Here is a 25,427-nt window from a genome sequence, read left to right as displayed (position 1 = left end):
TCGAGCGCGCCCAGATCCCACAACGCGATCATGTAGCTGCGTATCGGCTTCGATTTTGCCGAGGATGGTAAGCGATAAACCGGTCCGTGCGGCAAGGTCCTTACGACTTTAGCCGTTCAGTAAATGCGACAGGGCGGTCGATCAATTGCGCATCTGCCTTCAGCCCACGTAGGCTTTCAAGCCAGTCCATTCCAACGTTCAACGATAGCGAAGCCAAACCCATGATCCTGCGCACCCTCCGAAACTGCCTTGGCCTGCTCGTGCTGCCCATCGTGGCCGCGTGCAGCGGTAACCAGACCCAGCGCACCGTGGTGTATGAGAACACCGTGCACCACTGGCGAATCGAGTACGTGGTGGAAGAGAATTTTCCTGCCGGTTCGCATCAGTACTACCAGGTCTTTCTCAATGGACGTCCGCTGATACTGCCAGCGAACACCTTCAACGATAAGCACGATATCCAGAGGTTCCTGGCCGCGGGTGGATTCGACATTGGTGATTGGCGCAACGATTCGATCGTGGTTACGTTCGAGAACATTCAGGTGCGTGAAGGGGAGACGTTTCACTTGATCCGCTCAGTGATGATCACCCCGCAGCTCAACGAACGAGAGGTGGCGCTGACGGATTTGCTGACGCAGCAGCAGGTGTTGGTGGATCGGGTGGAAGCGCCGGCTGAAGGCGCAGGTTCGAAACCTTAGTTGGATAACACTTCGGGTAAGCGCTTTGCTCAAGCATGGCTATGCGCCCCGGTTGCCGGGTTCATCACCATGGGCCTCCCGGGGCTGTAGCGTATTGGGTACCGGTCTGACTGGTACATCGTGCTTATGCCTCGATAGCCCTTCTGTAGAGCTGCACGCTCATGAGACCCGTCTCGACGACTTACACGTCGAGGCATGCGGGCGTGGCTATCTTGGAGGCTGTGCTGGCTCCCAAGCTGATCGAGCGCTAGCGTCGGTTATATCCCTGGCATGGACCTGTTGCCGCGAGCACGGTCAGACTTGCTAAAGGCATCTGCGCGGATCGAATAGCTGCTCGAAGGGTTTTGCACGTGCTCAGGTAGGGCGGTGGGCTCAAATCGCCTAGTGCAGCGCATTGAGCGATTTGTTTTTCAAGATCCTTGAGACCATTCCGACAAAACTGTCCGTTTTATACACCCGCTGTATAGCTCAGGGCCCGACGGGTTGACGGCCGTTCGAGCCCTTCGGGCAAGAATTACCCTTTGTCAGCATCCGGAGTCGTCCCTGAAGCCTCACCAGGGCTCGACTGACCGTACTGAGCGTCGAGTCGTTCGTTGTTCTCACGCTTCAATGCCGCTGCCTTGTCGGCCATCGTATTTATGCCCGTTTTGAGCACGCTGTAGCGCTCGACCGAAGAGGCATAAGCCATGACCAGATAGGTCAGCTGATATTCGATTGCCTTTTTGATGTTCTCAAAAGCCGCCATGTCGACTTTGTTTTTACGAATGGCAATCGCGACCTTCTGCAATGTGTCGGTCAGGGCATCGGCCTTGGTCTGGAAATCCGAGAGGGTTGCAGCGATGGCAGGCGATGCCGCCTTTTCGGCATCCATGATGGTGTCGGATTGATCTCGAATGTCGCGAAACTCCTGAAGCGTGACGGTCTCGTCGGACAGGATGTCCTTGATCAACGTATTAAGCGCTTGGTCGCTTGATTGCAGGTTGAGACTCATGGTGGGCTCGCTCCGTCGTTGTCGACTACAGTTGCCGATACGGTAAAGCGATAGTGTGGAATTGAATACTGACAAAAATATCAGGCGCAGATGGACTGGATGAGACGGGTCGTCGCTGTGACCGTTGCTCGAATTGCGCTTCCCAGCCTTTCCTTGGAAGTGTACCCCGAGCAATAAAAAGGGCCGCCAAATGGCAGCCCTTCCAGTTCAAGCCCGGACGATCAATCCCAGCTCAACGCCCCACCGGTCTGATACTCGATCACCCGCGTCTCGAAGAAGTTCTTCTCCTTCTTCAAGTCCATGATCTCGCTCATCCATGGGAACGGGTTGGTCGTCCCTGGGTACTCTTCCTTCAAACCAATCTGCGTCAGACGACGGTTCGCGATGAACTTGAGGTAGTCCTCCATCATCGCCGCGTTCATGCCCAGCACACCGCGCGGCATGGTGTCGCGTGCGTATTCGATCTCCAGCTGAGTGCCTTGCAGGATCATCTGCGTGGCTTCGTCTTTCATCGCCGAATCCCACAGGTGCGGGTTCTCGATCTTGATCTGGTTGATCACGTCGATGCCGAAGTTCAGGTGCATCGACTCGTCGCGCAGGATGTACTGGAACTGCTCGGCGACGCCGGTCATCTTGTTGCGGCGGCCCATCGACAGGATCTGGGTGAAGCCGCAGTAGAAGAAGATGCCTTCCAGTACGCAGTAGTAACCGATCAGGTTACGCAGCAGTTCCTTGTCGGTTTCCGGGGTGCCGGTGTTGAATTCCGGGTCGGAGATGGCGCGGGTGTACTTCAGGCCCCAGGCGGCCTTTTTCGCGACTGACGGGATCTCGTGGTACATGTTGAAGATCTCGCCTTCGTCCATGCCCAGCGATTCGATGCAGTACTGGTAGGCGTGGGTGTGGATCGCTTCCTCGAACGCCTGGCGCAGGATGTACTGGCGGCACTCGGGGTTGGTGATCAGGCGGTACACGGCCAGGGCCAGGTTGTTGGCGACCAGGGAGTCGGCGGTGGAGAAGAAGCCCAGGTTACGCATGACGATGCGGCGTTCGTCTTCGGTCAGGCCGTCCTGGCTCTTCCACAAGGCGATGTCGGCGGTCATGTTGACCTCTTGCGGCATCCAGTGGTTGGCGCAGCCGTCGAGGTACTTCTGCCAGGCCCAGTCGTACTTGAAAGGCACGAGCTGGTTGAGGTCGGCGCGGCAGTTGATCATGCGCTTTTCGTCGACCGCGACGCGGGCGGCGGAGCCTTCCAGCTCGGCCAGGCCTTCGGCGACGTCGAGGTCGTTCAGCGACGCCTTGGCGCGCTTGACCGCGTCGGAGTCGGCGGCGGTGGCGGCGCGGGCTTCCTGGGCGGCGGCGTCGCCGGCGCTGTCGAGGCGGTCGAGGTTCGCGGTCGCGGCGGCCTGGCTCGGGGTGGCGGTCTTGGCGGCGACTTCGCCGTCTTCTTTATCGAATTCGTCCCAGCTCAGCATGGTGAATGCTCCGGCTTGATGGCCCTATGCAGGTAGGGCCGTTGAAAGGGGATGCGGTTCCTGACCCTTTGTCGGGGTGAGGCAGTGCACGCAAATCAGGTAAGCCCGGTGTGGGGCAGCCGAGGCGGCTAGGCCTCGGTTTGTTGTGTTGGGTGGTGCTGGTGCACGAGGCGTTGCGTCCATGATCCGTAGCTTTAGCCGCAAAGGGCGGCGGTGCCGTGCAGCTGTAGCCTCAGGGAAACTGCGGCTACAGCTGTTGGGGCTGCTGTGCAGGCCATCGCGGCTGAAGCCGCTCCTACACGGACCACTGCGCGGCGTCCGGCCTTATTGGCAGGCTTCGCAATCCGGCTCGTCGATGGCGCAAGCCTTCGGTACCGGGGCAGGGCCGGCGGCCTGGGCCGGGGCGCTGTCGCCGCCGCTGGACACGGCGTTGAGCTTGCCGGTGTTGATGGTCGACTTCTCGGTGCTGGTCGCGGCCAGGGCACGGAGGTAGTAGGTGGTCTTCAGACCGCGGTACCAGGCCATGCGGTAGGTCACGTCGAGCTTTTTGCCCGAGGCGCCGGCGATGTACAGGTTCAGCGACTGCGCCTGGTCGATCCACTTCTGGCGACGGCTGGCGGCATCGACGATCCACTTGGTCTCGACTTCGAACGCAGTGGCGTACAGGTCTTTGAGTTCCTGCGGAATGCGCTCGATCTGCTGCACCGAACCGTCGTAGTACTTCAGGTCGTTGATCATGACCGCGTCCCACAGGCCGCGCGCTTTCAGATCGCGCACCAGGTACGGGTTGATCACGGTGAACTCGCCCGACAGGTTCGATTTCACGTACAGGTTCTGGTAGGTCGGCTCGATGGACTGCGACACGCCGGTGATGTTGGCGATGGTCGCGGTCGGCGCGATGGCCATGATGTTCGAGTTACGGATGCCTTTCTGTACGCGGGCACGCACCGGCGCCCAGTCCAGGGTCTCTTCCAGGTTGACGTCGATGTACTTCTGGCCGCGGGCTTCGATCAGGATCTGTTGCGAATCCAGCGGCAGAATGCCTTTGGACCACAGCGAACCCTGGAACGTCTCGTAGGCGCCGCGCTCGTCGGCCAGGTCGCAGGAGGCCTGGATGGCGAAGTAGCTGACCGCTTCCATCGACTTGTCGGCGAATTCGACCGCGGCGTCGGAGCCGTAGGCGATGTGCTGCAGGTACAGCGCGTCCTGGAAGCCCATGATGCCCAGGCCCACCGGGCGGTGCTTGAAGTTCGAGTTGCGCGCTTGCGGCACCGAGTAGTAGTTGATGTCGATCACGTTGTCGAGCATGCGCACGGCGGTGTTCACGGTGCGTTGCAGCTTGGCGGTGTCGAGCTTGCCGTCGGTGATGTGGTTCGGCAGGTTGATCGAGCCCAGGTTGCAGACCGCGATCTCGTCCTTGTTGGTGTTCAAGGTGATTTCGGTGCACAGGTTGGAGCTGTGCACTACGCCCACGTGCTGCTGCGGCGAGCGCAGGTTGCACGGGTCCTTGAAGGTCAGCCACGGGTGGCCGGTCTCGAACAGCATCGACAGCATCTTGCGCCACAGGTCTTTGGCCTGGATGGTCTTGAACACCTTGATCTTGTTGTACTCGGTCAGGGCTTCGTAGTACTCGTAGCGCTCTTCGAAGGCCTTGCCGGTGAGGTCGTGCAGATCGGGCACTTCGCTCGGCGAGAACAGAGTCCACTGGCCGTCGTCGAAGACGCGCTTCATGAACAGGTCGGGGATCCAGTTGGCGGTGTTCATGTCGTGGGTACGACGGCGGTCGTCACCGGTGTTCTTGCGCAGCTCGATGAACTCTTCGATGTCCAGGTGCCAGGTTTCCAGGTAGGCACAGACCGCGCCCTTGCGCTTGCCGCCCTGGTTGACCGCGACGGCGGTGTCGTTGACCACTTTCAGGAAGGGCACGACGCCCTGGGACTTGCCGTTGGTGCCCTTGATGTAGGAGCCCAGCGCGCGCACCGGGGTCCAGTCGTTGCCCAGGCCACCGGCGAATTTCGACAGCATGGCGTTGTCGTGGATCGCGTGGTAGATGCCCGACAGGTCGTCCGGCACGGTGGTCAGGTAGCAGCTCGACAGTTGCGGGCGCAGGGTGCCGGCGTTGAACAAGGTCGGGGTCGAGGCCATGTAGTCGAACGACGACAGCAAGTTGTAGAACTCGATGGCGCGGGCTTCTTTGTCTTTTTCTTCCAGCGCCAGGCCCATGGCCACACGCATGAAGAACACTTGCGGCAGCTCGAAACGTACGCCGTCCTTGTGGATGAAGTAACGGTCGTAGAGGGTCTGCAGGCCCAGGTAGGTGAACTGCTGGTCGCGCTCGTGATCGATGGCCTGGCCCAGACGCTCGAGGTCGAAGTCTTTCAGCGCCGGGTTGAGCAGTTCGAATTCGACGCCCTTGGCGATGTAGGCGGGCAGGGCCTTGGCGTACAGCTCGGCCATCTCGTGGTGGGTGGCGCTGTCGGCCACTTCCAGGAAGCCCAGGCCTTCGGCGCGCAGGGTGTCCATCAGCAGGCGGGCGGTGACGAAGGAGTAGTTCGGCTCGCGCTCGACCAGGGTACGGGCGGTCATCACCAGAGCGGTGTTGACGTCTTTCAGCGCGACGCCGTCGTACAGGTTCTTCAGGGTTTCGCGCTGGATCAGATCGCCATCGACTTCGGCCAGACCTTCGCAGGCTTCGCTGATGATGGTGTTCAGGCGAGTCATGTCCAGCGGCGCCTTGCTGCCGTCGGCCAGGGAGATGCGGATGGTCGGGTGCGGCTCGACCACGGTGTCGGCGTTGGCGCGGGTGGCCCGCTCCTTGGCGCGCTGGTCGCGGTAGATGACGTAGTCGCGGGCGACTTTCTGCTCGCCGGCGCGCATCAGGGCCAGTTCGACCTGGTCCTGGATCTCTTCGATGTGGATGGTGCCGCCCGAGGGCATGCGACGCTTGAAGGTGGCGGTGACCTGTTCGGTCAGGCGCGCAACGGTGTCGTGGATGCGCGACGAGGCGGCGGCGGCGCCGCCTTCAACTGCGAGAAACGCCTTGGTGATGGCTACGGTGATCTTGTCGTCGGTGTACGGGACGACAGTGCCGTTACGCTTGATCACGCGCAGTTGGCCGGGCGCAGTGGCGGCCAGATCCTGGTTGGAAGCGGCGCCCTGTGGCAGCGTCGTCTGCAGGTTCTCGCGAGTTGTGTCGGTTTGCATCGGTGGGTGTCTCCACAGTTTCTATAGTGTTCGGGCGCCTTGTGGGCGCCCACCGGTACTGTCCACGTTATTAACCGCCGAACAACGATACGACGCGCGCGTTCGCTCGTTCGGGCGTGCCGACTCCGGGACAGACTCAGGAATTAGGGCAGACGAATGCCGCTCCCTGGCCGAAGTCAAAGGTTGCGGGCAGGCCCGTAACCCATTGCCGTCTGGTGCTTGGCGAAAGCTTGAGCACCTATGACCGGACGGGGCCCTGGTGGGCTGCTTCGGTCACCTCTGCAGGAGCGATTTGTCTGCTGATACCGCTTGAAGTTCCGCACAAAAAAGCATTTGAATTCTTGTTCGGACTTGTGTTTGCGATCGGGCGCAAAACCCAACATGTAGTGGTTGGCCGCGAATGCGATACAAGATAATGCGGTCTTGGACCCTTTGCAAGGCGAGCCGCCTGTGGATAAGTTGTGGGTACAGTGTGCGTGAAATCTCGTTATTCGCTGTAGGCCTTGTCCCAAGCAGGTTGCGGCGTTTTTCAGGACACAGCGACGCAGGCAAGAAATTTTGCGGTTGATTTTCAGCACATAAATTGCTTGCGACCGCCCGTCCAGCTGCAGCTATTTCAAACGCTGACCAGGCTCAAAAGATGCTTGTCGGTCAAGCGGAATTGTCCTTCCAGTTCTACGCCATTTCGCCAGCGCGGCGACAGATCCGTCAGCAGCCGCAGCCGCGCCGTGCCTGCCGGCGACCACTCCACTATTTCGGCATGTTCGAAGTAGAAGCGCTGCCGGGTGAGGGGGTAGAGCGTCTTGAACAGGCTTTCCTTGAGGGAGAAGGTCAGCGTCACCGTCAGCCCGATCTGTGTCGGGTCGAGGCGCTGCAGTTCGGCCGGAGTCAGAATCTCTGCGGCCAGGCGCTGGGCGCGCTCGTCGTCGAGCAGGCATTCCTGGTCCAGGCCGATGCCCTGGCAAGCGCCGTCGGCCACCACCACCGCCGCGGCCCAACCCTTGCCGTGGGTGATCGAACCGTGGATGCCGGCTGGCCAGACCGGGGAGCGGTCGGTGTGCGTGGCCGGCACATAAACGCGGCCATCGAGGCGCTGCAAGGCTGCGCGGGCACAGGTGCGGCCGGCCAGGTATTCGGCCTGGCGCTTGGCCACCGAGCGTTGCAGGGCTGCCGTCTGCTCGATGCCCGCGCGCTGGAAGTCGTCGGTCGCCAGCCGCGACGGGTCGAAGGCGCAACTGGCCAATACCGCGCCGGGCACGGGTCGCGGCAGGGGCCAGTGGAACTGGATCGGGTCGCAGCAGGCGGGCTGCGGTGGCAGTGCGGGCATCGGGTCACATCCGGGAAAAGCGGCTCATGGCGGTGCGCCAAGCGCACCTCCCATGCAATCCAGGGCGGCTCATGAGCCTGTTACAAGGCGCGTACGGGCAACGATTCAGCCGGCGACGAAGTTCGGCGGCGACACCAGTTCGACGGTCTGCTGCTTGCGCGGCGCGAGGATTTCGGCTTCGCCTTCGACCACCAGTTCGTCGTTCTGGTTATAGACATTGGTGGCGATGCGGACCTTGAATTTCGGCAGCTTCTCGAGGATTTCCAGACGCACGGTGAGGGTGTCGCCGATTTTCACCGGCTTCTGGAAGCTCATCTTCTGGCCCAGGTAGATGGTGCCGGGACCGGGCAGGGTGCAGGCTACGGCAGCACTGATCAGCGCACCGCTGAACATGCCATGGGCGATGCGCTCGCGGAACATGCTCTTGGCGGCGAATTCGGCGTCCAGGTGCACGGGGTTATGGTCGCCGGACATGGCCGCGAACAGCTGGATGTCGCGTTCTTCGACGGACTTCTCGTAGCTGGCGGTCTGGCCGACTTCGAGGGCTTCGTAGGGCGTGTTGCTGACCTGGGTCATCGGGGTTCCTTAACGGCGGTCGGGAAAACGAAGAGGGCTATGCGCGCAGGTCGACCGAGTACCAGCGCGCGTTCAAGCCCGCCAGTATATCGGCGGTTGGTGGTTTGCGATTGATTTCCTCGACCAACCGCTGCGTTCGCTCGAACCTGACACAGCGGTGAGCGTTGGAAAAATGCGCGGTGTGCAGTGGTGAAATTTGGTCTGGCCACGTGGGCGAAGCTTCAGAATAGGCTGCCCTGGGAAAATACGATTCACGATGTTAATGGCCAGCGCCAGCCGGGCAGGCAACTGCTAACGTCGATGGGTGCCGGGCCGGCTACACGGGCTCGGCGCCGCCAGGGGCAGGCCCCTGGCCAACCGACATCCCCGTCCAGGCAAAGGAACAACAATAAATGCACGCCGACTTCTGGAGCGACAAACGTCCGGCAGGTGTACCCACTACCCTCGACACCACCCGCTACGCCTCTGTGGTAGAGGTCTTCGAACACGCCTGCCAGCGCTTCGCCGACCGGCCGGCCTTCAGCAACCTGGGGCTCACCCTGAGTTACGCCGACCTCGACCGGCACAGCGCAGCCTTCGCAGCCTGGCTGCAGCAGAACACCTCGCTCAAGCCCGGCGACCGCATCGCGGTGCAACTGCCCAACGTGCTGCAGTATCCGATCGCCGTGTTCGGCGCCATGCGCGCGGGGTTGGTGGTGGTCAACACCAACCCGCTGTACACCGCCCGGGAAATGCGCCACCAGTTCCGCGACGCCGACGCGCGCGCCCTGGTGTACCTGAACCTCTTCGGTGACCGGGTACAGGAGGTGCAGGCCGACTGCGGCATCGAGTACCTGATCGAAGCCAAGCTCGGTGATCTGCTGCCCAGCGCCAAGGGTTGGCTGGTCAACCTGCTGGTGGACAAGGTGAAGAAGAAGGTGCCGGTCTACCAGCTGCCCCAGGCACTGCCCTTCAAACAGGTGCTGCGCGACGGGCGCCGCCTGCGCCACACGCCCATCCCGCAGACCCAGGCCGACATCGCCGTGCTGCAATACACCGGCGGCACCACAGGCCCGGCCAAGGGCGCCATGCTGACCCACGGCAACCTGGTCGCCAACATGCTGCAAGTGCTGGCCTGCTTCTCTCAGCACGGCGCCGACGGCCAGCCGATGATCGAGGAAGGCCGCGAGGTGATGATCGCGCCGCTGCCGCTGTACCACATCTATGCCTTCACCGCGAACTGCATGTGCATGGTCGCCACCGGCAACCACAACGTGCTGATCTCCAACCCGCGCGACATTCCCGCCTTCGTCAAGGAACTGGGCAAGTGGCGTTTCTCGGCGCTGCTGGGGCTGAATACGCTGTTCGTCGCGCTGATGGACCACCCCGATTTCAAGTCGCTGGACTTCTCCGCCCTGAAAGTGACCAACTCCGGCGGTACGGCGTTGGTCAAGGCCACCGCCGAGCGGTGGGAGCAGGTGACCGGTTGCCGCATCGTCGAAGGCTACGGCCTCACCGAAACCTCACCCGTGGCCAGCACCAACCCCTACGGGCAGATGGCCCGTCTCGGCACGGTGGGGGTGCCTGTGGTGGGCACCGCGTTCAAGGTGATCGACGAACAAGGCCACGAGCAACCCCTGGGCTCGCCAGGCGAGCTGTGCATCCAGGGGCCGCAGGTGATGAAAGGCTACTGGCAACAGCCAGCGGCCACGGCCGACACGCTCGACGCCGACGGCTGGCTCAAGACCGGCGACATCGCCGTGATCGACCCGGACGGCTTCACCCGCATCGTCGACCGCAAGAAAGACATGATCATCGTCTCGGGCTTCAACGTGTACCCCAACGAAGTCGAGGAAGTGGTCATGGGCCACCCGCAGGTGGCCAACTGCGCCGCCATCGGCGTGGCCGACGAGCGCACCGGCGAGGCGGTGAAGCTGTTCGTGGTGGCGCGCGAAGGCGGTGTCGATGTCGAAGACCTCAAGGCCTACTGCAAGGCCAATCTCACCGCCTACAAAGTGCCGCGACAGATCGTGGTACGTGAGGCACTGCCCATGACCCCAGTGGGCAAGATCCTGCGCCGCGAACTACGCGACTCGGCTTGAGTGCCGAATCGAAAAAGCCTACGGGCCAGTGCCGGATAGGCTGGCAGCGGCACTGGCCCGCGGGTTACGGCGCGCCAACGAAACGCACGCACCGCTTTTTGTGGTGTGACTGATATGCGCAAATAAGTCCTTTTAATGACCGATTGGCCCTCGCCCGAATGTGGTCGCTCCTTGGCAAAGCTGATACTCTCGGCGCGCTTTCGATGCTCCGGTTGCAGTCAGCCGTCATCGCCTCCCAATAATAAGTGCATGAATGCGCGAGAATTCGCTGTTGCTAAAGGAGTGGGGCTCCATGATCGAACATTTCTGGAAGGACAAGTATCCGGCCGGCATCGCGGCCGAGATCGATCCTGACGAATTTCCCAACGTCCAGACGGTCCTCAAGCAATCCTGCCAGCGCTTCGCCGACAAACCGGCGTTCAGCAACTTCGGCAAGACCCTGACCTACGGCGAGCTCTATGCCCTGTCCGGCCAGTTCGCCGCCTGGCTCCAGCAGCACACCGACCTGCAGCCCGGCGATCGCATCGCCGTGCAACTGCCCAACGTTCTGCAGTACCCGGTCGCAGTGTTCGGCGCCCTGCGCGCCGGCCTGATCGTGGTCAACACCAACCCGCTGTACACCGCGCGGGAAATGGAGCACCAGTTCAAGGACTCCGGTGCCAAGGCGCTGGTGTGCCTGGCGAACATGGCGCACCTGGCGGAAAAGGTGGTGCCCAAGACCGCCGTCAAGCACGTCATCGTCACCGAAGTGGCCGACCTGCTGCCGCCACTCAAGCGCCTGCTGATCAACAGCGTCATCAAGTACGTGAAGAAGATGGTGCCGGCCTATCACCTGCGCCAGGCGGTGCGCTTCAATGACGCCCTGGCCAAGGGCCGTGGCCAGGCGGTCGTCGAAGTCAGCCCGGCCGCGGACGACGTCGCCGTGCTGCAATACACCGGCGGCACCACCGGCGTGGCGAAAGGCGCGATGCTGACCCACCGCAACCTGGTGGCCAACATGCTGCAATGCCGCGCCTTGATGGGGGCCAACCTCAAGGAAGGTTGCGAAATCCTCATCACGCCGCTGCCGCTGTACCACATCTATGCGTTCACCTTCCATTGCATGGCCATGATGCTGATCGGCAACCACAACGTGCTGATCAGCAACCCCCGCGACCTGCCGGCGGTGGTCAAGGAACTGCGCAAGTGGAAGTTCAGCGGCTTCGTGGGGCTCAACACCCTGTTCGTGGCGCTGTGCAACCACGAAGGCTTCCGCAATCTGGACTTCTCAGCGTTGAAAGTCACCCTGTCGGGCGGCATGGCCTTGCAATTGAGCGTGGCCGAACGCTGGAAGGCGGTCACCGGCTGCGCCATCTGCGAAGGCTACGGCATGACCGAGACCAGCCCGGTCGCCACGGTCAACCCGGTACAGGCCATCCAGATCGGCACTATCGGCATTCCCGTGCCGTCGACCCTGTGCAAGGTCATCGACGACAGCGGCGCCGAGCTGCCGCTGGGCGAAGTCGGCGAACTGTGCGTCAAGGGCCCGCAGGTCATGAAAGGTTACTGGCAGCGCGAAGAAGCCACGGCGGAAATCCTCGACGACCAAGGCTGGCTGAAGACCGGCGACATCGCCCTGATCCAGCCCGACGGCTACATGCGCATCGTCGACCGCAAGAAAGACATGATCCTGGTGTCGGGCTTCAACGTGTACCCCAACGAGATCGAAGACGTGTTGGCCGGCCTGCCGGGCGTGGTGCAGTGCGCCGCCATCGGCATACCGGACGAAAAGTCCGGCGAAGTGATCAAGGTGTTCCTGGTGCTCAAACCCGGCACCACCTTGACCAAGGAGCAGGTGACCGAGCACATGCGCGCCAACCTCACCGGCTACAAGGTCGCGCGGCAGATCGAGTTCCGCGATTCGCTGCCCACCACCAACGTCGGCAAGATCCTGCGCCGCGAGCTGCGCGACGAAGAGCTGAAGAAGCTCGGCATCAAGAAAAGCGCCTGACCTGGCCGGCGCTCGCAACGACGCCGCCACCCTGCACCGACGAAGGCCCTCGCTGGGCCTTCGTCGGCAATCCGCCGAACCACGACCCCCCGCCTGCCTCAACAGCCCGCGCCGTGCCGAACAGGCACAAATCTGCGACAATCGCGCCCCTATGAATGCCGATCATGCCCAGACAGGCCAGCCCTGCTCACACCCGAGACCCATGACAGACCACACCATCGACCAACTGCTGCACAACCTCGACCACGCCATGATCGCCGACCGCCACCGCCTGCGTCGGCAACTGCACGACCTGCGCAAGCGGCCAGACGAAGCGCGCCTGGCGCAGTGGGTCGAGAAGGTACAGGCGTCTTGCGCCCAGGTGGTGGCCCGCGAGCAGAGCGTGCCGGTCATCCGCTACGACGACAGCCTGCCCATCGCCGCCAAGCGCGACGACATCAAGAAAGCCCTGGCCGAACACCAGGTACTGGTCATCGCCGGCGAAACCGGTTCCGGCAAGACCACCCAGCTGCCCAAGATCTGCCTGGAGCTGGGCCGTGGCCGCCATGGCCTGATCGCCCACACCCAGCCGCGGCGTATCGCGGCGCGCAGCGTGGCGGCGCGGGTGGCCGAGGAAGTCGGTACGCCCCTCGGTGGGTTGGTCGGTTATCAGGTGCGTTTCGAAGACCAGAGCGACGCCAACACCCTGGTCAAGCTGATGACGGACGGCATCCTGCTGGCCGAAACCCAGCACGACCGTCTGCTCGAACGCTACGACACGATCATCGTCGACGAAGCCCATGAACGCAGCCTGAACATCGACTTTCTGCTCGGTTACCTGAAGACGCTGCTGCACCGGCGTCCCGAGCTCAAGCTGATCATCACCTCGGCGACCATCGACCTGGAGCGCTTTTCCAAGCATTTCGACGACGCGCCGATCATCGAGGTGTCGGGGCGTACCTTCCCGGTGGAAACCTGGTACCGCCCGCTGACCAGCGAGCAGGACGAAGAGGGCAATGCGCTGGAGGACGACCTGACGGTCGACCAGGCGATCCTCGCCGCCCTGGACGAGATCGCCGCCCACGAGCGCGGCCAGAGCAAGGGCCCGGGCGACGTGCTGGTGTTCCTGCCCGGCGAGCGGGAAATCCGTGATGCCGCCGACATGCTGCGCAAGGCGCAACTGCGCCACACCGAGATTCTGCCGCTGTACGCACGGCTGTCGCCGGCCGAGCAGCAGCGCATCTTCCAGTCCCACCCCGGGCGGCGCGTGGTATTGGCCACCAACGTCGCGGAAACCTCGCTGACCGTGCCGGGTATCCGCTACGTGATCGACAGCGGCACCGCGCGCATCAGCCGCTACAGCTACCGTGCCAAGGTCCAGCGCCTGCCCATCGAGGCCGTGTCGCAAGCCAGTGCCAATCAGCGCAAGGGCCGTTGCGGGCGGGTCGAGCCGGGCATCTGCATCCGGCTGTACAGCGAAGAGGACTTCAACGGCCGGCCGGCTTTCACCGACCCCGAGATCCTGCGCACCAACCTGGCGGCGGTGATCTTGCAGATGCTGCACCTGCGCCTGGGCAAGATCGACGCCTTCCCGTTCATCGAGCCGCCGGATGGCAAAGCCATCACCGACGGTTTCAACCTGTTGCAGGAACTCTCGGCGGTCAACCGCGAAAACCAGCTCACCCCACTGGGCCGGCAACTGGCGCGCCTGCCGATCGACCCGCGCCTCGGCCGCATGCTGCTCGAAGGCGCGCGCCAGGGCAGTTTGCAAGAAGTGCTGATCGTCGCCAGCGCCCTGTCGGTGCAGGACCCGCGCGAGCGTCCACCCGAGCGCCAGCAGGCCGCCGACCAGGCGCACGCGCAGTGGAAAGACGCCGACTCGGACTTCGCCGCGCTGGTCAATCTGTGGCGCGGCTTCGAGGAACAGCGCCAGGCGCTGACCGCCAACCCGCTGCGCGCCTGGTGCCGCAAGCAGTTCCTCAATTACCTGCGCTTGCGCGAATGGCGCGACGCGCATCGGCAGCTGGCGCTGATCTGCCGCGACCTGCAACTGACCGTGAACAAGGAGCCGGCGGACTTCCCGCGCATGCACAAAGCCATCCTCAGCGGCCTGCTCAGCCAGATCGGGCAGAAGAGCGAGGAGGGCGACTACCAGGGCGCGCGGCAGCGGCGTTTCTGGGTGCACCCCTCGTCGGGCATCGGCCGCAAGCGCCCGCAATGGGTCATGGCCGCCGAACTGGTCGAGACCACCAAGCTGTACGCGCGCATGGTGGCCAAGATCGAGCCGGACTGGATCGAGCCGCTGGCTGGGCATCTGATCAAGAAGAACCACTTCGAGCCGCACTGGGAGAAGAAGCGTGGCCAGGTGGTGGCCTTCGAGCAGATCACCCTGTACGGGCTGATCGTGGTCGGCCGCCGCCCGGTGCATTTCGGCCCCATCGACCCGGTGGCCTCGCGCGAGCTGTTCATTCGCGAAGGCCTGGTCGGCGGGCAGATCCAGTCCCGCGCCAAGTGCCTGGCGGCCAACAAGCGCCTGCTCGAACAGCTCGATGCGCTGGAAGCCAAGGCCCGCCGGCGCGACATCCTGGCCGACGAAGAGACCCTATACGGTTTCTACGAAGCGCGGCTGCCGGCCGAAATCCACCAGACCGCGACTTTCGACGCCTGGTACCGCATGAACAGCCAGAAGCAGCCCGACCTGCTGATCATGCGCGAAGAAGACGTGCTGGCCCGCGAAGCCAGCGAGGTGACGGCGGCGCAGTATCCCGACAGCCTCAAGGTCGGCGATCTGCGCCTGCCCCTGACCTACCATTTCGAGCCTAACCATCCGCGCGACGGCGTCACTGTGCGGGTGCCGGCGCCGTTGCTGCCGAGCCTGCCGGGCGAGCGCCTGGAATGGCTGGTGCCGGGCCTGCTGGAAGCCAAGTGCATCGCTCTGGTGCGCAACCTTCCCAAGGCGCTGCGCAAGAACTTCGTGCCGGTGCCGGACTTCGTCAAGGCGGCGCTGGCCCGACTGAGCTTCGGCGAGGGCGCCTTGCCCCAAGCGCTGGGCCAGGAACTGCTGCGCATGACCGGAGCGCGCGTGTCGGACGAGGCCTGGGCCGAGTCGGTAGCGCAGGTGGAAAGCCATTTGCGCATGAACATCGAAGTGGTCGACGGACAGGGCAAGTTTCTCGGCGAAGGCCGTGACCTGGCCGAGCTGACCGCGCGCTTCGCCGCCGCCAGCCAGGCCGCGCTGGCCCTGCCGCGCACCGACAAGGCCGAGCAGCCGGTGCAGGCCAAGGCCTTCGCCCAGGTGGCGCAGACCACACAGCAGAAGATCGCCGGTCTGTCGCTCACCGTGTATCCGGCCCTGGTGGAAGAGGGCGGCACGGTGCGCGAAGGCCGCTTCTCGACCCAGGCCGAGGCGCAATACCAGCACCGCCGCGCCTTGCAGCGCCTGCTGTTGCAGCAGTTGGCCGAACCGGCCAAATTCCTGCGCGGCAAGCTGCCGGGGCTCACCGAGTTGGGGCTGCTGTACCGTGAACTGGGCCGCAGCGAAGCGCTGGTCGAAGACATCCTGCTGGCCAGCCTCGACAGCTGCATCCTCGAAGGCGAGGCCCAGCTGCCCCGCGAAGGCGCGGCCCTGGCGACCCTGGCCGAGCGCAAACGTGGCGGTTGGGCCGAGCATGCCGAGCGCTTGGCGCGGCAAACGCTGGAGGTGCTCAAGCTGTGGCATGGCTTGCAGAAACGCTTCAAGGGCAAGATCGACCTGAGCCAAGCGGTGTCGCTCAACGACATCCGCCAGCAACTGGGCAACCTGGTCTATCCCGGCTTCGTGCGCGAGACCCCGGGCCAGTGGTTCAAGGAGCTGCCACGCTACCTCAAGGCCATCGAACTGCGCCTGGAGAAACTCGGTGCCCAGGTGCAGAAGGATCGCGTCTGGAGCGGCGAGCTGAGCAACCTGTGGGCGCAATACAAGACCCGCCTCGACAAGCACGCCCAAGAGGGCAAGCGCGACGAGCAACTGGCCCTGTACCGCTGGTGGATGGAGGAATACCGGGTGTCGCTGTTCGCCCAGCAGTTGGGTACCAAGGTGCCGATCTCGGACAAGCGCCTGAGCAAGCAGTGGAGCCAAGTGGAGGGTTGATCGCGTAATTTGTGGCACACTGGCCGCCGTTTACTTACTGAGCCGACACCCCCGGTTTTACTGGGGGATGTCGCCGTTCCAACGTTGGTACGCCCGTGCCAGCATCCTGACCTTTCATGTGCCGCCGCCCGCTTGGAGGCTGGCCCCGATTAGAGGAACCACCGTGCATAACGTCGTGATCAGCGGCACCGGCCTGTATACCCCGGCCCAGAGCATTTCCAACGAAGAGCTGGTGGAATCCTTCAATACCTGGGCACAGCAGGCCAACCGCGAGCAGGCCGAAGCCATCGAGCGCGGCGAGGTCGAGCCGTGGCCCGAATCCAACGCCGCGTTCATCGAAAAGGCCTCGGGCATCAAGAGCCGCTACGTCATGGACAAGGCCGGCATCCTCGACCCGCAGCGCATGAAACCCAACCTGCCCGAGCGCAGCAACGAAGAACCCTCGGTGCTCTGCGAGATGGCCGTGGCCGCCGCGCGCCAGGCGCTGGAGCGCGCCGGGCGCACTGCTGCCGATGTCGACGGGGTGATCGTCGCCTGTTCCAACCTGCAGCGCCCGTACCCGGCCATCGCCATCGAGGTGCAGCAGGCGCTGGGCATCCAGGGCTTCGCCTTCGACATGAACGTGGCCTGTTCCTCGGCCACCTTCGGCATCCAGACCGCCGCCAACAGCGTGCAACTGGGCCAGGCCCGCGCGGTATTGATGGTCAACCCCGAGGTGTGCACCGGGCACCTGAACTTCCGCGACCGCGACAGCCATTTCATCTTCGGCGACGCCGCCACTGCGGTGCTGATCGAACGTCAGGACAAGGCCACCTCGGCGCACCAGTTCGACATCGTCAGCACGCGCCTGCTGACCCAGTTCTCCAATAACATCCGCAACAACTTCGGCTTCCTCAACCGCGCCGCCGAGGGCCATGCCGCCGATGCCGACAAACTGTTCGTGCAGGAAGGGCGCAAGGTGTTCCGCGAAGTGTGCCCGATGGTCGCCGAACTGATCGCCGAGCACCTGAGCGAGAACGGCATGCAGCCGAGCGATGTGCAGCGCTTCTGGCTGCACCAGGCCAACCTCAGCATGAACCACCTGATCGTCAAGAAGCTCTTGGGGCGCGAGGTGAGCGAGGACGAAGCGCCGGTGATCCTCGACCGCTATGCCAACACCAGCTCGGCCGGCTCGGTGATCGCCTTCCATCTGTACCAGGACGACCTGCAACCGGGCGCGCTGGGCGTGCTCAGCTCGTTCGGGGCGGGGTATTCGATCGGTAGCGTGCTGCTGCGCAAACGCTGATGGCGCAGCGGGCGTGAGGACGAAAAACGGGAAGCGATGCTTCCCGTTTTCGTTTTTCCAGCGATGGGGCTTAGAACTTCGCTTCCAGGTCAACCTGCAAGGTGTCGACGCTGGCATTGCTGTTGGGCAGGTTGGAATAGTCGGTCTTGGCCATCAGGTAGGCCGCGCCCAGGGAGAAGTTCTTGTCGATCTCGTAACCGACCTTGAGCTTGTGGCCGCGCGAGCCGGTGAAGCCATTGCCGAAGTCCGAGTCGGTGAAGGCGCTGACCACACCGTTGCGCTGCACGTCGCGGTAGTTGTAGTCCAGGCTCCAGGCGCCGAGCTTGGTCTTCACGCCGGTCAGCCAGGCCTGGTCCATGCCGTCGGTGCTTTCGGTGTTCTTCACGTATTGGCCATAGGCCGACAGTGGGATGGCGAAGCCGGTGTAGTCGATCTGGCCGAAGCCTTCGACCAGCTGGAACTCGTCGGTGGTGTTGCCCAAGGCTCGCAGGAAGGCCGACGGCTTGTCGTTGTCGTAGGCGTACAAGCTGGCGCCCAGGGTGAACTTCAACGCATCGGTGGCGGCGAACTTGGTGCCCAACTGCGCGTGGTACAGCTGCGCGTCGTGCTTGTACTGCACGCCGTCGCCGTCGACGTTGTCCTTGAGCGTGTAGTGGCCGGCGCTGCCGAACACTTCGGCGCCGCCCAGGTCGTGCTTGTAGGTGGCGGCCACGCCTTCGGGGTTCAAGTCGCTGTCCCAGATGATGTCGCCCATGCTCACCCACGGTTGCGGCATCTTGCCGCCGATCAGGTGCAGGTTGGGGATACCGGTGGGGTGCCAGTCCAGGTAGGCGAGGTCCACCCACAGCGATTTCTTCTCGAAGTAGTTGTCCAGGCTCTGGTTGGTCGAGCGGCCATCGGCGCTGCTGCCAGTGGCGATGCGCACACCGGCGTCGACCTGCGGGTTGACCTCGCTGTAGAAGCCGACCCGAGCACGTACGCGCTCGCGGTCCTGGTTGTTGCTGCGACTGATCGGATTGTCGACGTTGACGTCTTCGTAGCGCAGGCGTACGTCGCCTTTGACTTGGGTCTTGGCGGCCCAGGCGACTTTCTGTTCGAAGGAGCTCGCACGCTCGACCTGCGCCTTCTGCGCGGCCTTTTCCTTGTTCTCGTTGGCGAGGTCGGCCTGCAATTCGCTGTATTGCGCCTGATTGATCGAGCCATTGGCCCGCAGCATGTCCAGCAGCTTGGCGTCGACGGCAGCACTGGCCGGAGTGCTCAGGGCCAGCACCAGGCCGGTCAGGCTGAATCCGGTAAGTGTAGAAACAACGCGCATACAGTTCTCCCGTTGGAAAGTGTGGGGAGGCGCGGATGCCTGCCCCGGCAAAGTTGGCAAGTTTCCGGAAAGGCCCTGGCTAGACAGGTTTCTCGGGTTCCGGAAAACAGGCGCAAGTATTGCGAGGGGGCGTGACAGAATCGTGTCCGATTGATGGCGGTGCGGTTAAGGCATCAGGGTTTGAGTCGGGGTGGGTTGTTACTGGATACTGCATCGACCTCCTGCTTGAGTAGATGCCGTGATCAGCCTGCACAGCCTTGCCCACCTGCACGAACTGCCCGCGAGCACCTGGGACGCCTTCGTCCCGGCCGACCAACCCTTCCTGCGCCATGCCTTTCTCAGCGCCCTGGAAGACAGCGCCAGCGTCTGCCGGCAAACCGGTTGGGCCGCCGAACACTTGGTGCTGGAGCGCGATGGCGAAGCCTGCGCGCTGCTGCCGGCCTACCGCAAATGGCACTCGTTCGGCGAATACGTGTTCGACCATGGCTGGGCCGAGGCCTGCGAGCGGGCAGGCATCGCTTACTACCCCAAGCTGCTCGGCGCGGTGCCCTTCAGCCCGGTGAGCGGCCCGCGCCTGCTGACCCGTGATGCGGCGGACGGCCAACTGCTTTTGCAGGCATTGCCGGAGTACCTGGAGAAAGGGCAGTTGTCGGGCGCGCATATCAACTTCACCGACCCGGCGTTCGATGGCATGTTGGCAGGGCAGGCCGATTGGCAGGAGCGCCTGGGCTGCCAGTTCCACTGGCGCAACCGGGGCTACCGCGACTTCCAGGACTTTCTCGACACCCTGACCTCACGCAAGCGCAAGCAGATGCGCAAGGAGCGCGAGCAGGTGGCTGGGCAGGGCATCGCCTTCGAGCGCTTCACCGGCGCGCAATTGAGCCAGGCGCAGTGGGACTTCATCTACCGCTGCTATGCCAACACCTACGCCGTGCGCGGCCGTGCGCCGTACTTGACCCGCGCGTTCTTCAGTCTGATCGGCGAGCGCATGCCCGAGGCCATCCAGGTGGTGATCGCCCGGCAAGGCAGCCGCGACGTGGCCATGGCCTTGAGCCTGGTGGGCAGCGAGACCTTCTACGGTCGTTATTGGGGATGCCTGGACGAGTTCGACCGGCTGCACTTCGAAACCTGTTTCTACCAAGGCATGGAACTGGCCATCGAACAGGGCCTGAGCCGCTTCGACGCCGGCGCCCAAGGCGAGCACAAACTGATCCGTGGCTTCGAACCGGTGATCACCCGATCGTGGCATTACCTGCGGCATTCAGGCTTGCGTAAGGCGGTGGAGGATTTCCTGAACGAGGAACGGATCGGTGTTCAAGCCTACGCCGAACAAGCCCGTACTCTGTTGCCTTACCGCGAGTAGGAAAGTCTACTGCCTCAGCTCGATGCAGGGTCCTGGTGCGTCAGCCGTGAGTCAGGGCCGCATGGCGGCCCTGTCCCGCGACTCAATCAACGCCGACGAAGCCACCCGTCTGGTGCTGCCACAACCGCGCATACAGCCCTTTCTGCGCCAACAGCTCGGCATGGCTGCCGATCTCCTTGATGCGCCCCTGTTCCAGCACTACCAACCGGTCCATGCGGGCGATGGTCGACAGACGATGGGCGATGGCGATCACGGTCTTGCCTTGCATCAAGGTCTCCAGGCTCTCCTGGATCGCCGCTTCCACCTCGGAGTCCAGCGCCGAAGTGGCCTCGTCCATGATCAGGATCGGCGCGTTCTTGAGCAGCACACGGGCGATGGCGATGCGTTGGCGCTGGCCGCCGGAGAGCTTCACGCCACGCTCGCCGACATGCGCGTCATAACCGGTGCGGCCTTCGGCATCGGACAGCAGCGGGATGAACTCGTCGGCGCGCGCCTGGCGCACCGCTTCGCGCATCTGCGCCTCGCTGGCGTCGGGCCGGCCATACAGCAGATTCTCGCGGATCGAACGGTGCAGCAGCGAGGTGTCCTGGGTGATCATGCCGATCTGCGCGCGCAGGCTGTCCTGATCGACGTCGGCGATGTCCTGACCGTCGATCAGGATCTGCCCGCCATGGATGTCATACAGGCGCAGCAGCAGGTTGACCAAGGTCGACTTGCCCGCGCCGGACGGACCGATCAGGCCGATCTTCTCGCCAGGGCGGATGTTCAGCTCCAACCCCTGGATGACGTTGCGCGCCTCGCCATAGTGGAAGTCCACCTGGTGGAAGTGCACCGCGCCACGGCTGACCTGCAGCGTCGGCGCATCGGGTTTGTCGCGTACGGTCACGGGCTGGGCGATGGTCTGCAGGCCGTCCTGGACGATGCCGATGTTCTCGAAGATGCCGTTGACCACCCACATGATCCAGCCTGACATGTTGACGATACGGATCACCAGGCCCGTAGCCAGCGCGATGGCACCCACGCTGATCAGCGAGTGCGACCACAGCCACAGCGCCAGGCCCGTGGTGCCGACCACCAGCAGGCCGTTGAGGCTGTTGATGGTCAGGCCCATGCTGGTCACTACGCGCGAGGCGAGCTGGGTCTTTTCGGTCTGCTCGCGGATCGCTTCGCGGGCGTACTGCTGCTCATGGTCGGTGTGGGCGAACAACTTGAGCGTGGTGATGTTGGTGTAGCCGTCGACGATGCGCCCCATCAGCTTGGAGCGGGCCTCGGAAGAGACCACCGAACGCGATTTGACCCGTGGTACGAAGTACCACAGCGCCGCGATGTAGCCGAAGATCCACACCAGCAGCGGCAGCATCAACCGCCAGTCGGCCTCGGCGAACAGCACCAGCGACGTGATGGCGTAGATGAGCACGTGCCACAGCGCGTCCACCGCCTGCACCGCCGAGTCGCGCAGCGAGTTGCCGGTCTGCAGGATGCGCTGGGCGATACGCCCGGCGAAGTCGTTCTGGAAGAAGCTCAGGCTCTGGCGCAGCACGTAGGTGTGGTTCTGCCAGCGGATCAGGCTGGTCATGCCGGGGTTGATGGCCTGGTGCACCAGCAGATCGTGCAGGCCGAAGAACACCGGCCGCAGGATCAGCACTACCACCAGCATCCAGATCAGCTCACCGCTGTGCTCGCTGAAGAAACCGGCGTTGGGCGTGCCTTGGGCCAGGTCGATGATTCGGCTGAGAAAGCCGAACATCGCCACTTCGATCAGCGAGGCGACCAGACCGACCACCAGCAGGGCGAGGAAGCACGGCCAGACCTGGCGCATGTAGTAGAGGTAGAACGGCAGCACCCGGCTGGGCGGTGCCTCGCTCGGGGCTGCGCGGAAAATGTCGATGAGACGTTCGAAGCGGCGGTACAACATGGGTTACAACACTCCTGATCATTGCGTCCGCGGTGCGGTGCACATCCTTGTGCAGCCAGCGGTCAGTCGATGCGTTTGGCCGATTTGATGAACACCGGATCGGCCGGTACGTCGCGCATGCCTTTCTTCACGGTGGTGGGCGACTTGACGATCTGGTCGACCACCTCCATGCCCTTGGTCACTTTGCCGAACACCGCGTAGCCGCTGTCACGCCCCGGGTTGAGGAAGTCGTTGTCGGCCACGTTGATGAAGAACTGGCTGGTGGCCGAGTTCGGGTTGGAGGTACGCGCCATCGACAGCGTGCCGCGGGTATTCATCAGGCCATTGCCGGCTTCGTTGCGGATCGGGTCGTCGGTTTCCTTCTGCACCATCTGCTCGGTGAAGCCGCCGCCCTGAACCATGAAGCCCGGAATCACGCGGTGGAAGATGGTGTTGTTGTAGAAGCCCTTGTCGACGTAGCTGAGAAAGTTCTTGGTGCTGAGCGGCGCCTTCTCGGCATTGAGCTCGATTTCGACCGGGCCGAAGCTGGTGTCGAGCAGCACGTGCGGGGTCTTGTCGGACGCCATGACGCTGGTGGCCAAGGCCAGGGAGCAGGTGGCGAGCAGTAGTTTTTTCAGCATGGGCATGAAAGTCCTTGTAGGAAGAAGCCGCCGTCGAAAACCAAGGCGGAACAGGTTGGCAGGAATCGGATGAACGCAGCGGCATAGCCTGCCGGGATTCTTCGAGGACTGCCAGCCAGGGACGCCGAATCGGGCGGCATCTGGCGCCCGAGGTGTCGCCACAGTGGACGACCACCTGCGTTCGGACATTGGGTTGGCGTGAAGCGTTCCACCAGGCCCGGCAGGCGTAAACCTGTCCACTTGCGTGCGAAGCACGCTGTCTGGGGCTGCAGAGCGGCCTTGAAAGCGCAAGCGAACAGCCGCAGCCCGGCCGGCGAGGGGCTTCGACGGGCGGTGGCTTGCCTCGCTGTATGCCTGAATACCACCTCAAGCCTGCACGGGTGCCGCAAACGGCACATCCAGCGGCGCGGTGTCGAAGTTGCGCAGCAGCTCGATGAGGATCTGCGTGGCCGGCCCCAGGCTCTTTTCCTTGCTTGAATACAGGTAGAACAGCGGATGCCGACGCCCGCCCTGGTCCAGCGGCAACGGCTTGAGCACGCCGTCGCGCAACTCGCGCTCGATCATGTGCCGTGGCAGCCAGGCGAAACCCAGGCCGCTGCCGACGAAGGTGGCCGCAGTGCCCAGGCTGCCCACCGTCCAGCGCTGTTCGGCGCCGAGCCAGCCCACGTCGCGCGGCTGCGCGCGGCCCGAGTCGCGGATCACCACTTGCAGTTGGCTTTCCAGGTCCTGGAAGGTCAGTTCGCGGCCGGCGCGGTGCAGGCTGTGTTCGGGGTGGGCGACGGCGACGAACTCCACCGCGCTCAACTCGCTGCCCAGGTAGCCGCCGATGCTGTAGCTGCTGATGGCCAGGTCGGCGATGCCTTCGTGCAGCACTTCCTCGACCCCCGACAGCACTTCCTCGCGCAAGCGCACCCGGCAGCCGCGGCTCTGCGGCATGAAGGCGCTGAGCGCGCGCACCAGGCGCGCGCTGGGATAGGCCGCATCGACCACAACCCGCACTTCGGCTTCCCAGCCCTGTTCCATATGGTGGGCGAGGTCTTCCAACTGGCTGGCCTGTTTGACCAAGTGTCGCGAACGGCGCAGCAGCACGCTGCCGGCCTCGGTCAGCACGGCCTTGCGCCCGTCGATGCGCAGCAGCGGCACGCCGAGCTGCTCCTGCATGCGCGCCACGGTGTAGCTCACCGACGATTGCGAACGGTGCAACGCCTCGGCGGCCTGGGCGAAACCGCCATGGTCGACCACCGCCTGCAAGGTCCGCCACTGATCCAGGGTTACGCGTGGCGCTTTCATCTCGATCTCCCGATGGCCTAAGCTGCGCGCTTCAAGGAGCGCGCCCAATGAATAGATACTGCCTGGTGTTACTGAGTTGCCTGCCGCTGGCTGCCGTGGCCTATCCCATCGAGGTGGAAAAACGGCTCGACGGCGTCAAGGTCGATGCCAGCGCCAGCGACCCCGCGCCCGATCTGGGTGCGATCACCCTGAGCAACTACGGCCAGGTGCCAGCGGCCTGCAAGGTGACCTTGCGCAACGGCCCCGAAGCGCCCCGTGTTCGCCGCCTGACGGTAGAGCCCGGACAGCGCGCGGACGCGACGGTACGCTTTCACCGTGAAGTGCTGCGGCTGCGCATCGTCGTCGACTGCACAGCCAAATAAACGAAGTATTAGATAGATAGCACCCACTTTTTACGCTTTTTTATCGATCGGTCAATCAGTAATCTCGCCTTCATTGCAACGCACCCCGTTCCCGATGGAGGCTCCATGGCCCACGTACTGATCATCGAAAGCAGCGCCCGCCAGCAGGACTCGACGTCGCGTCAGTTGACCCGTGAGTTCGTCAGCCAGTGGCAGAGCGCGCACCCCGACGATGTGATCTCCCTGCGTGACCTCGCCGCCAAGCCGGTACCGCACCTGGACGCCGACCTGCTCGGCGGCTGGACCAAGCCCGAAGCCGAGCGCTCGGGCGCCGAGATCGAAGCACTGACCCGCTCCAACATCCTCACCGACGAACTGCTCGCCGCCGATGTTCTGGTGCTGGCCGCGCCCATGTACAACTTCACCATTCCCAGCACCCTGAAAGCCTGGCTCGACCATGTGCTGCGTGCCGGCATCACCTTCAAGTACACGCCCACTGGCCCCCAGGGCCTGCTGACCGGCAAGCGCGCCATCGTGCTCACGGCCCGCGGCGGCATCCATGCCGGAGCGGCGAGCGACCATCAGGAACCCTACCTGCGCCAGGTGCTGGCCTTCGTCGGCATCCACGACGTCGATTTCGTGCACGCCGAGGGCCTGAACATGAGCGGCGAGTTCCACGAAAAAGGCTTGCGCGATGCTAAGGCGCGTCTGGCCGCCGTGGCCTGAACCTTCCGAATTCCCAAAACCTGACACCCGTTTTCGCTCCTTTGGGTGTAGCTGCCCGGCCCTGATGGTCGGGCTTTTTTATGCGCGTGTTGAACTGCCGCTGCCCAGCCGCTAAGGTCGCCGCCTTG

Annotated in this window: 17 protein-coding genes; 8 read left to right on the top strand and 9 right to left on the bottom strand. The window is 63.6% G+C overall.

Going from position 1 to position 25,427, the window contains the following annotated elements:
* Positions 1-221: 221 nt before the first annotated feature.
* Positions 222-695 carry a hypothetical protein gene (locus tag ACSMEV_RS18410; RefSeq protein WP_459206421.1) on the top strand — a complete coding sequence of 158 codons (474 nt, stop codon included), beginning with the start codon at positions 222-224 and terminating at the stop codon, positions 693-695.
* A gap of 514 nt (positions 696-1,209) precedes the next feature.
* Here ACSMEV_RS18410 and ACSMEV_RS18405 read toward each other — a convergent pair.
* From ACSMEV_RS18405 to ACSMEV_RS18385, 5 genes are all read right to left on the bottom strand, one after another.
* Positions 1,210-1,686, bottom strand: coding sequence for a hypothetical protein (locus ACSMEV_RS18405; protein ID WP_459206420.1), 477 nt, complete (start codon positions 1,684-1,686; stop codon positions 1,210-1,212).
* 221 nt (positions 1,687-1,907) lie between these two features.
* Positions 1,908-3,158, bottom strand: a complete 1,251-nt coding sequence (locus ACSMEV_RS18400; RefSeq protein ID WP_459206419.1) for a ribonucleotide-diphosphate reductase subunit beta — start codon at positions 3,156-3,158, stop codon at positions 1,908-1,910.
* A gap of 324 nt (positions 3,159-3,482) precedes the next feature.
* Positions 3,483-6,362 (bottom strand): ribonucleoside-diphosphate reductase subunit alpha, encoded by a 2,880-nt coding sequence (locus ACSMEV_RS18395; protein WP_459206418.1) that lies wholly within the window; start codon positions 6,360-6,362, stop codon positions 3,483-3,485.
* Positions 6,363-6,978: 616 nt separating this feature from the next.
* Positions 6,979-7,689, bottom strand: a complete 711-nt coding sequence (locus ACSMEV_RS18390; protein ID WP_459206417.1) for a 4'-phosphopantetheinyl transferase family protein — start codon at positions 7,687-7,689, stop codon at positions 6,979-6,981.
* Positions 7,690-7,794: 105 nt separating this feature from the next.
* Positions 7,795-8,265 carry a MaoC family dehydratase gene (locus ACSMEV_RS18385; protein WP_296268982.1) on the bottom strand — a complete coding sequence of 157 codons (471 nt, stop codon included), beginning with the start codon at positions 8,263-8,265 and terminating at the stop codon, positions 7,795-7,797.
* A gap of 392 nt (positions 8,266-8,657) precedes the next feature.
* On the opposite strand from ACSMEV_RS18385, the gene fadD2 reads away from it, so the two are divergent.
* The 4 genes from fadD2 to ACSMEV_RS18365 all read left to right on the top strand — a co-directional run bounded on the left by fadD2 (position 8,658) and on the right by ACSMEV_RS18365 (position 17,729).
* Complete coding sequence (fadD2, locus tag ACSMEV_RS18380) at positions 8,658-10,346, top strand: long-chain-fatty-acid--CoA ligase FadD2 (RefSeq protein WP_459206416.1); 1,689 nt, start codon at positions 8,658-8,660, stop codon at positions 10,344-10,346.
* A 292-nt stretch (positions 10,347-10,638) separates the two neighbouring features.
* Positions 10,639-12,336: a long-chain-fatty-acid--CoA ligase FadD1 gene (gene fadD1, locus ACSMEV_RS18375; protein WP_459206415.1), complete on the top strand. Its 1,698-nt coding sequence runs from the start codon at positions 10,639-10,641 to the stop codon at positions 12,334-12,336.
* A gap of 202 nt (positions 12,337-12,538) precedes the next feature.
* The gene (gene hrpA / locus ACSMEV_RS18370) at positions 12,539-16,444 is read left to right on the top strand and encodes an ATP-dependent RNA helicase HrpA (protein ID WP_459206414.1); all 3,906 of its coding nucleotides are present in this window, start codon (positions 12,539-12,541) and stop codon (positions 16,442-16,444) included.
* Between the two features lie 163 nt (positions 16,445-16,607).
* Entirely contained in the window at positions 16,608-17,729 is a 1,122-nt protein-coding gene (locus ACSMEV_RS18365) for a beta-ketoacyl-ACP synthase III (RefSeq protein ID WP_459206413.1), read from the top strand.
* 70 nt (positions 17,730-17,799) lie between these two features.
* On the opposite strand, the gene ACSMEV_RS18360 is transcribed toward ACSMEV_RS18365, so the two are convergent.
* Positions 17,800-19,044, bottom strand: a complete 1,245-nt coding sequence (locus ACSMEV_RS18360; RefSeq protein WP_459206412.1) for a putative porin — start codon at positions 19,042-19,044, stop codon at positions 17,800-17,802.
* 238 nt (positions 19,045-19,282) lie between these two features.
* Between ACSMEV_RS18360 and ACSMEV_RS18355 the strand changes: the two genes are divergently transcribed.
* Complete coding sequence (locus tag ACSMEV_RS18355; RefSeq protein WP_459206411.1) at positions 19,283-20,407, top strand: GNAT family N-acetyltransferase; 1,125 nt, start codon at positions 19,283-19,285, stop codon at positions 20,405-20,407.
* An 82-nt stretch (positions 20,408-20,489) separates the two neighbouring features.
* Here ACSMEV_RS18355 and ACSMEV_RS18350 read toward each other — a convergent pair whose 3' ends face one another.
* The 3 genes from ACSMEV_RS18350 to ACSMEV_RS18340 all read right to left on the bottom strand — a co-directional run bounded on the left by ACSMEV_RS18350 (position 20,490) and on the right by ACSMEV_RS18340 (position 24,232).
* Positions 20,490-22,322 (bottom strand): ABC transporter ATP-binding protein, encoded by a 1,833-nt coding sequence (locus tag ACSMEV_RS18350; protein WP_459206410.1) that lies wholly within the window; start codon positions 22,320-22,322, stop codon positions 20,490-20,492.
* A 62-nt stretch (positions 22,323-22,384) separates the two neighbouring features.
* Complete coding sequence (locus ACSMEV_RS18345) at positions 22,385-22,942, bottom strand: peptidylprolyl isomerase (protein WP_459206409.1); 558 nt, start codon at positions 22,940-22,942, stop codon at positions 22,385-22,387.
* Positions 22,943-23,308: 366 nt separating this feature from the next.
* Positions 23,309-24,232, bottom strand: a complete 924-nt coding sequence (locus ACSMEV_RS18340) for a LysR family transcriptional regulator (protein ID WP_459206408.1) — start codon at positions 24,230-24,232, stop codon at positions 23,309-23,311.
* A 47-nt stretch (positions 24,233-24,279) separates the two neighbouring features.
* Here ACSMEV_RS18340 and ACSMEV_RS18335 point away from each other — a divergent pair, with 47 nt between their 5' ends.
* Both ACSMEV_RS18335 and ACSMEV_RS18330 read left to right on the top strand, forming a co-directional pair.
* Complete coding sequence (locus ACSMEV_RS18335; protein WP_459206407.1) at positions 24,280-24,594, top strand: 3-phosphoglycerate kinase; 315 nt, start codon at positions 24,280-24,282, stop codon at positions 24,592-24,594.
* A 105-nt stretch (positions 24,595-24,699) separates the two neighbouring features.
* Complete coding sequence (locus ACSMEV_RS18330; RefSeq protein WP_459206406.1) at positions 24,700-25,299, top strand: FMN-dependent NADH-azoreductase; 600 nt, start codon at positions 24,700-24,702, stop codon at positions 25,297-25,299.
* Positions 25,300-25,427 lie beyond the last annotated feature (128 nt).

The sequence above is a fragment of the Pseudomonas sp. MLB6B genome (assembly GCF_054508135.1).
This window is presented reverse-complemented; position numbering and strand designations above follow the sequence as displayed.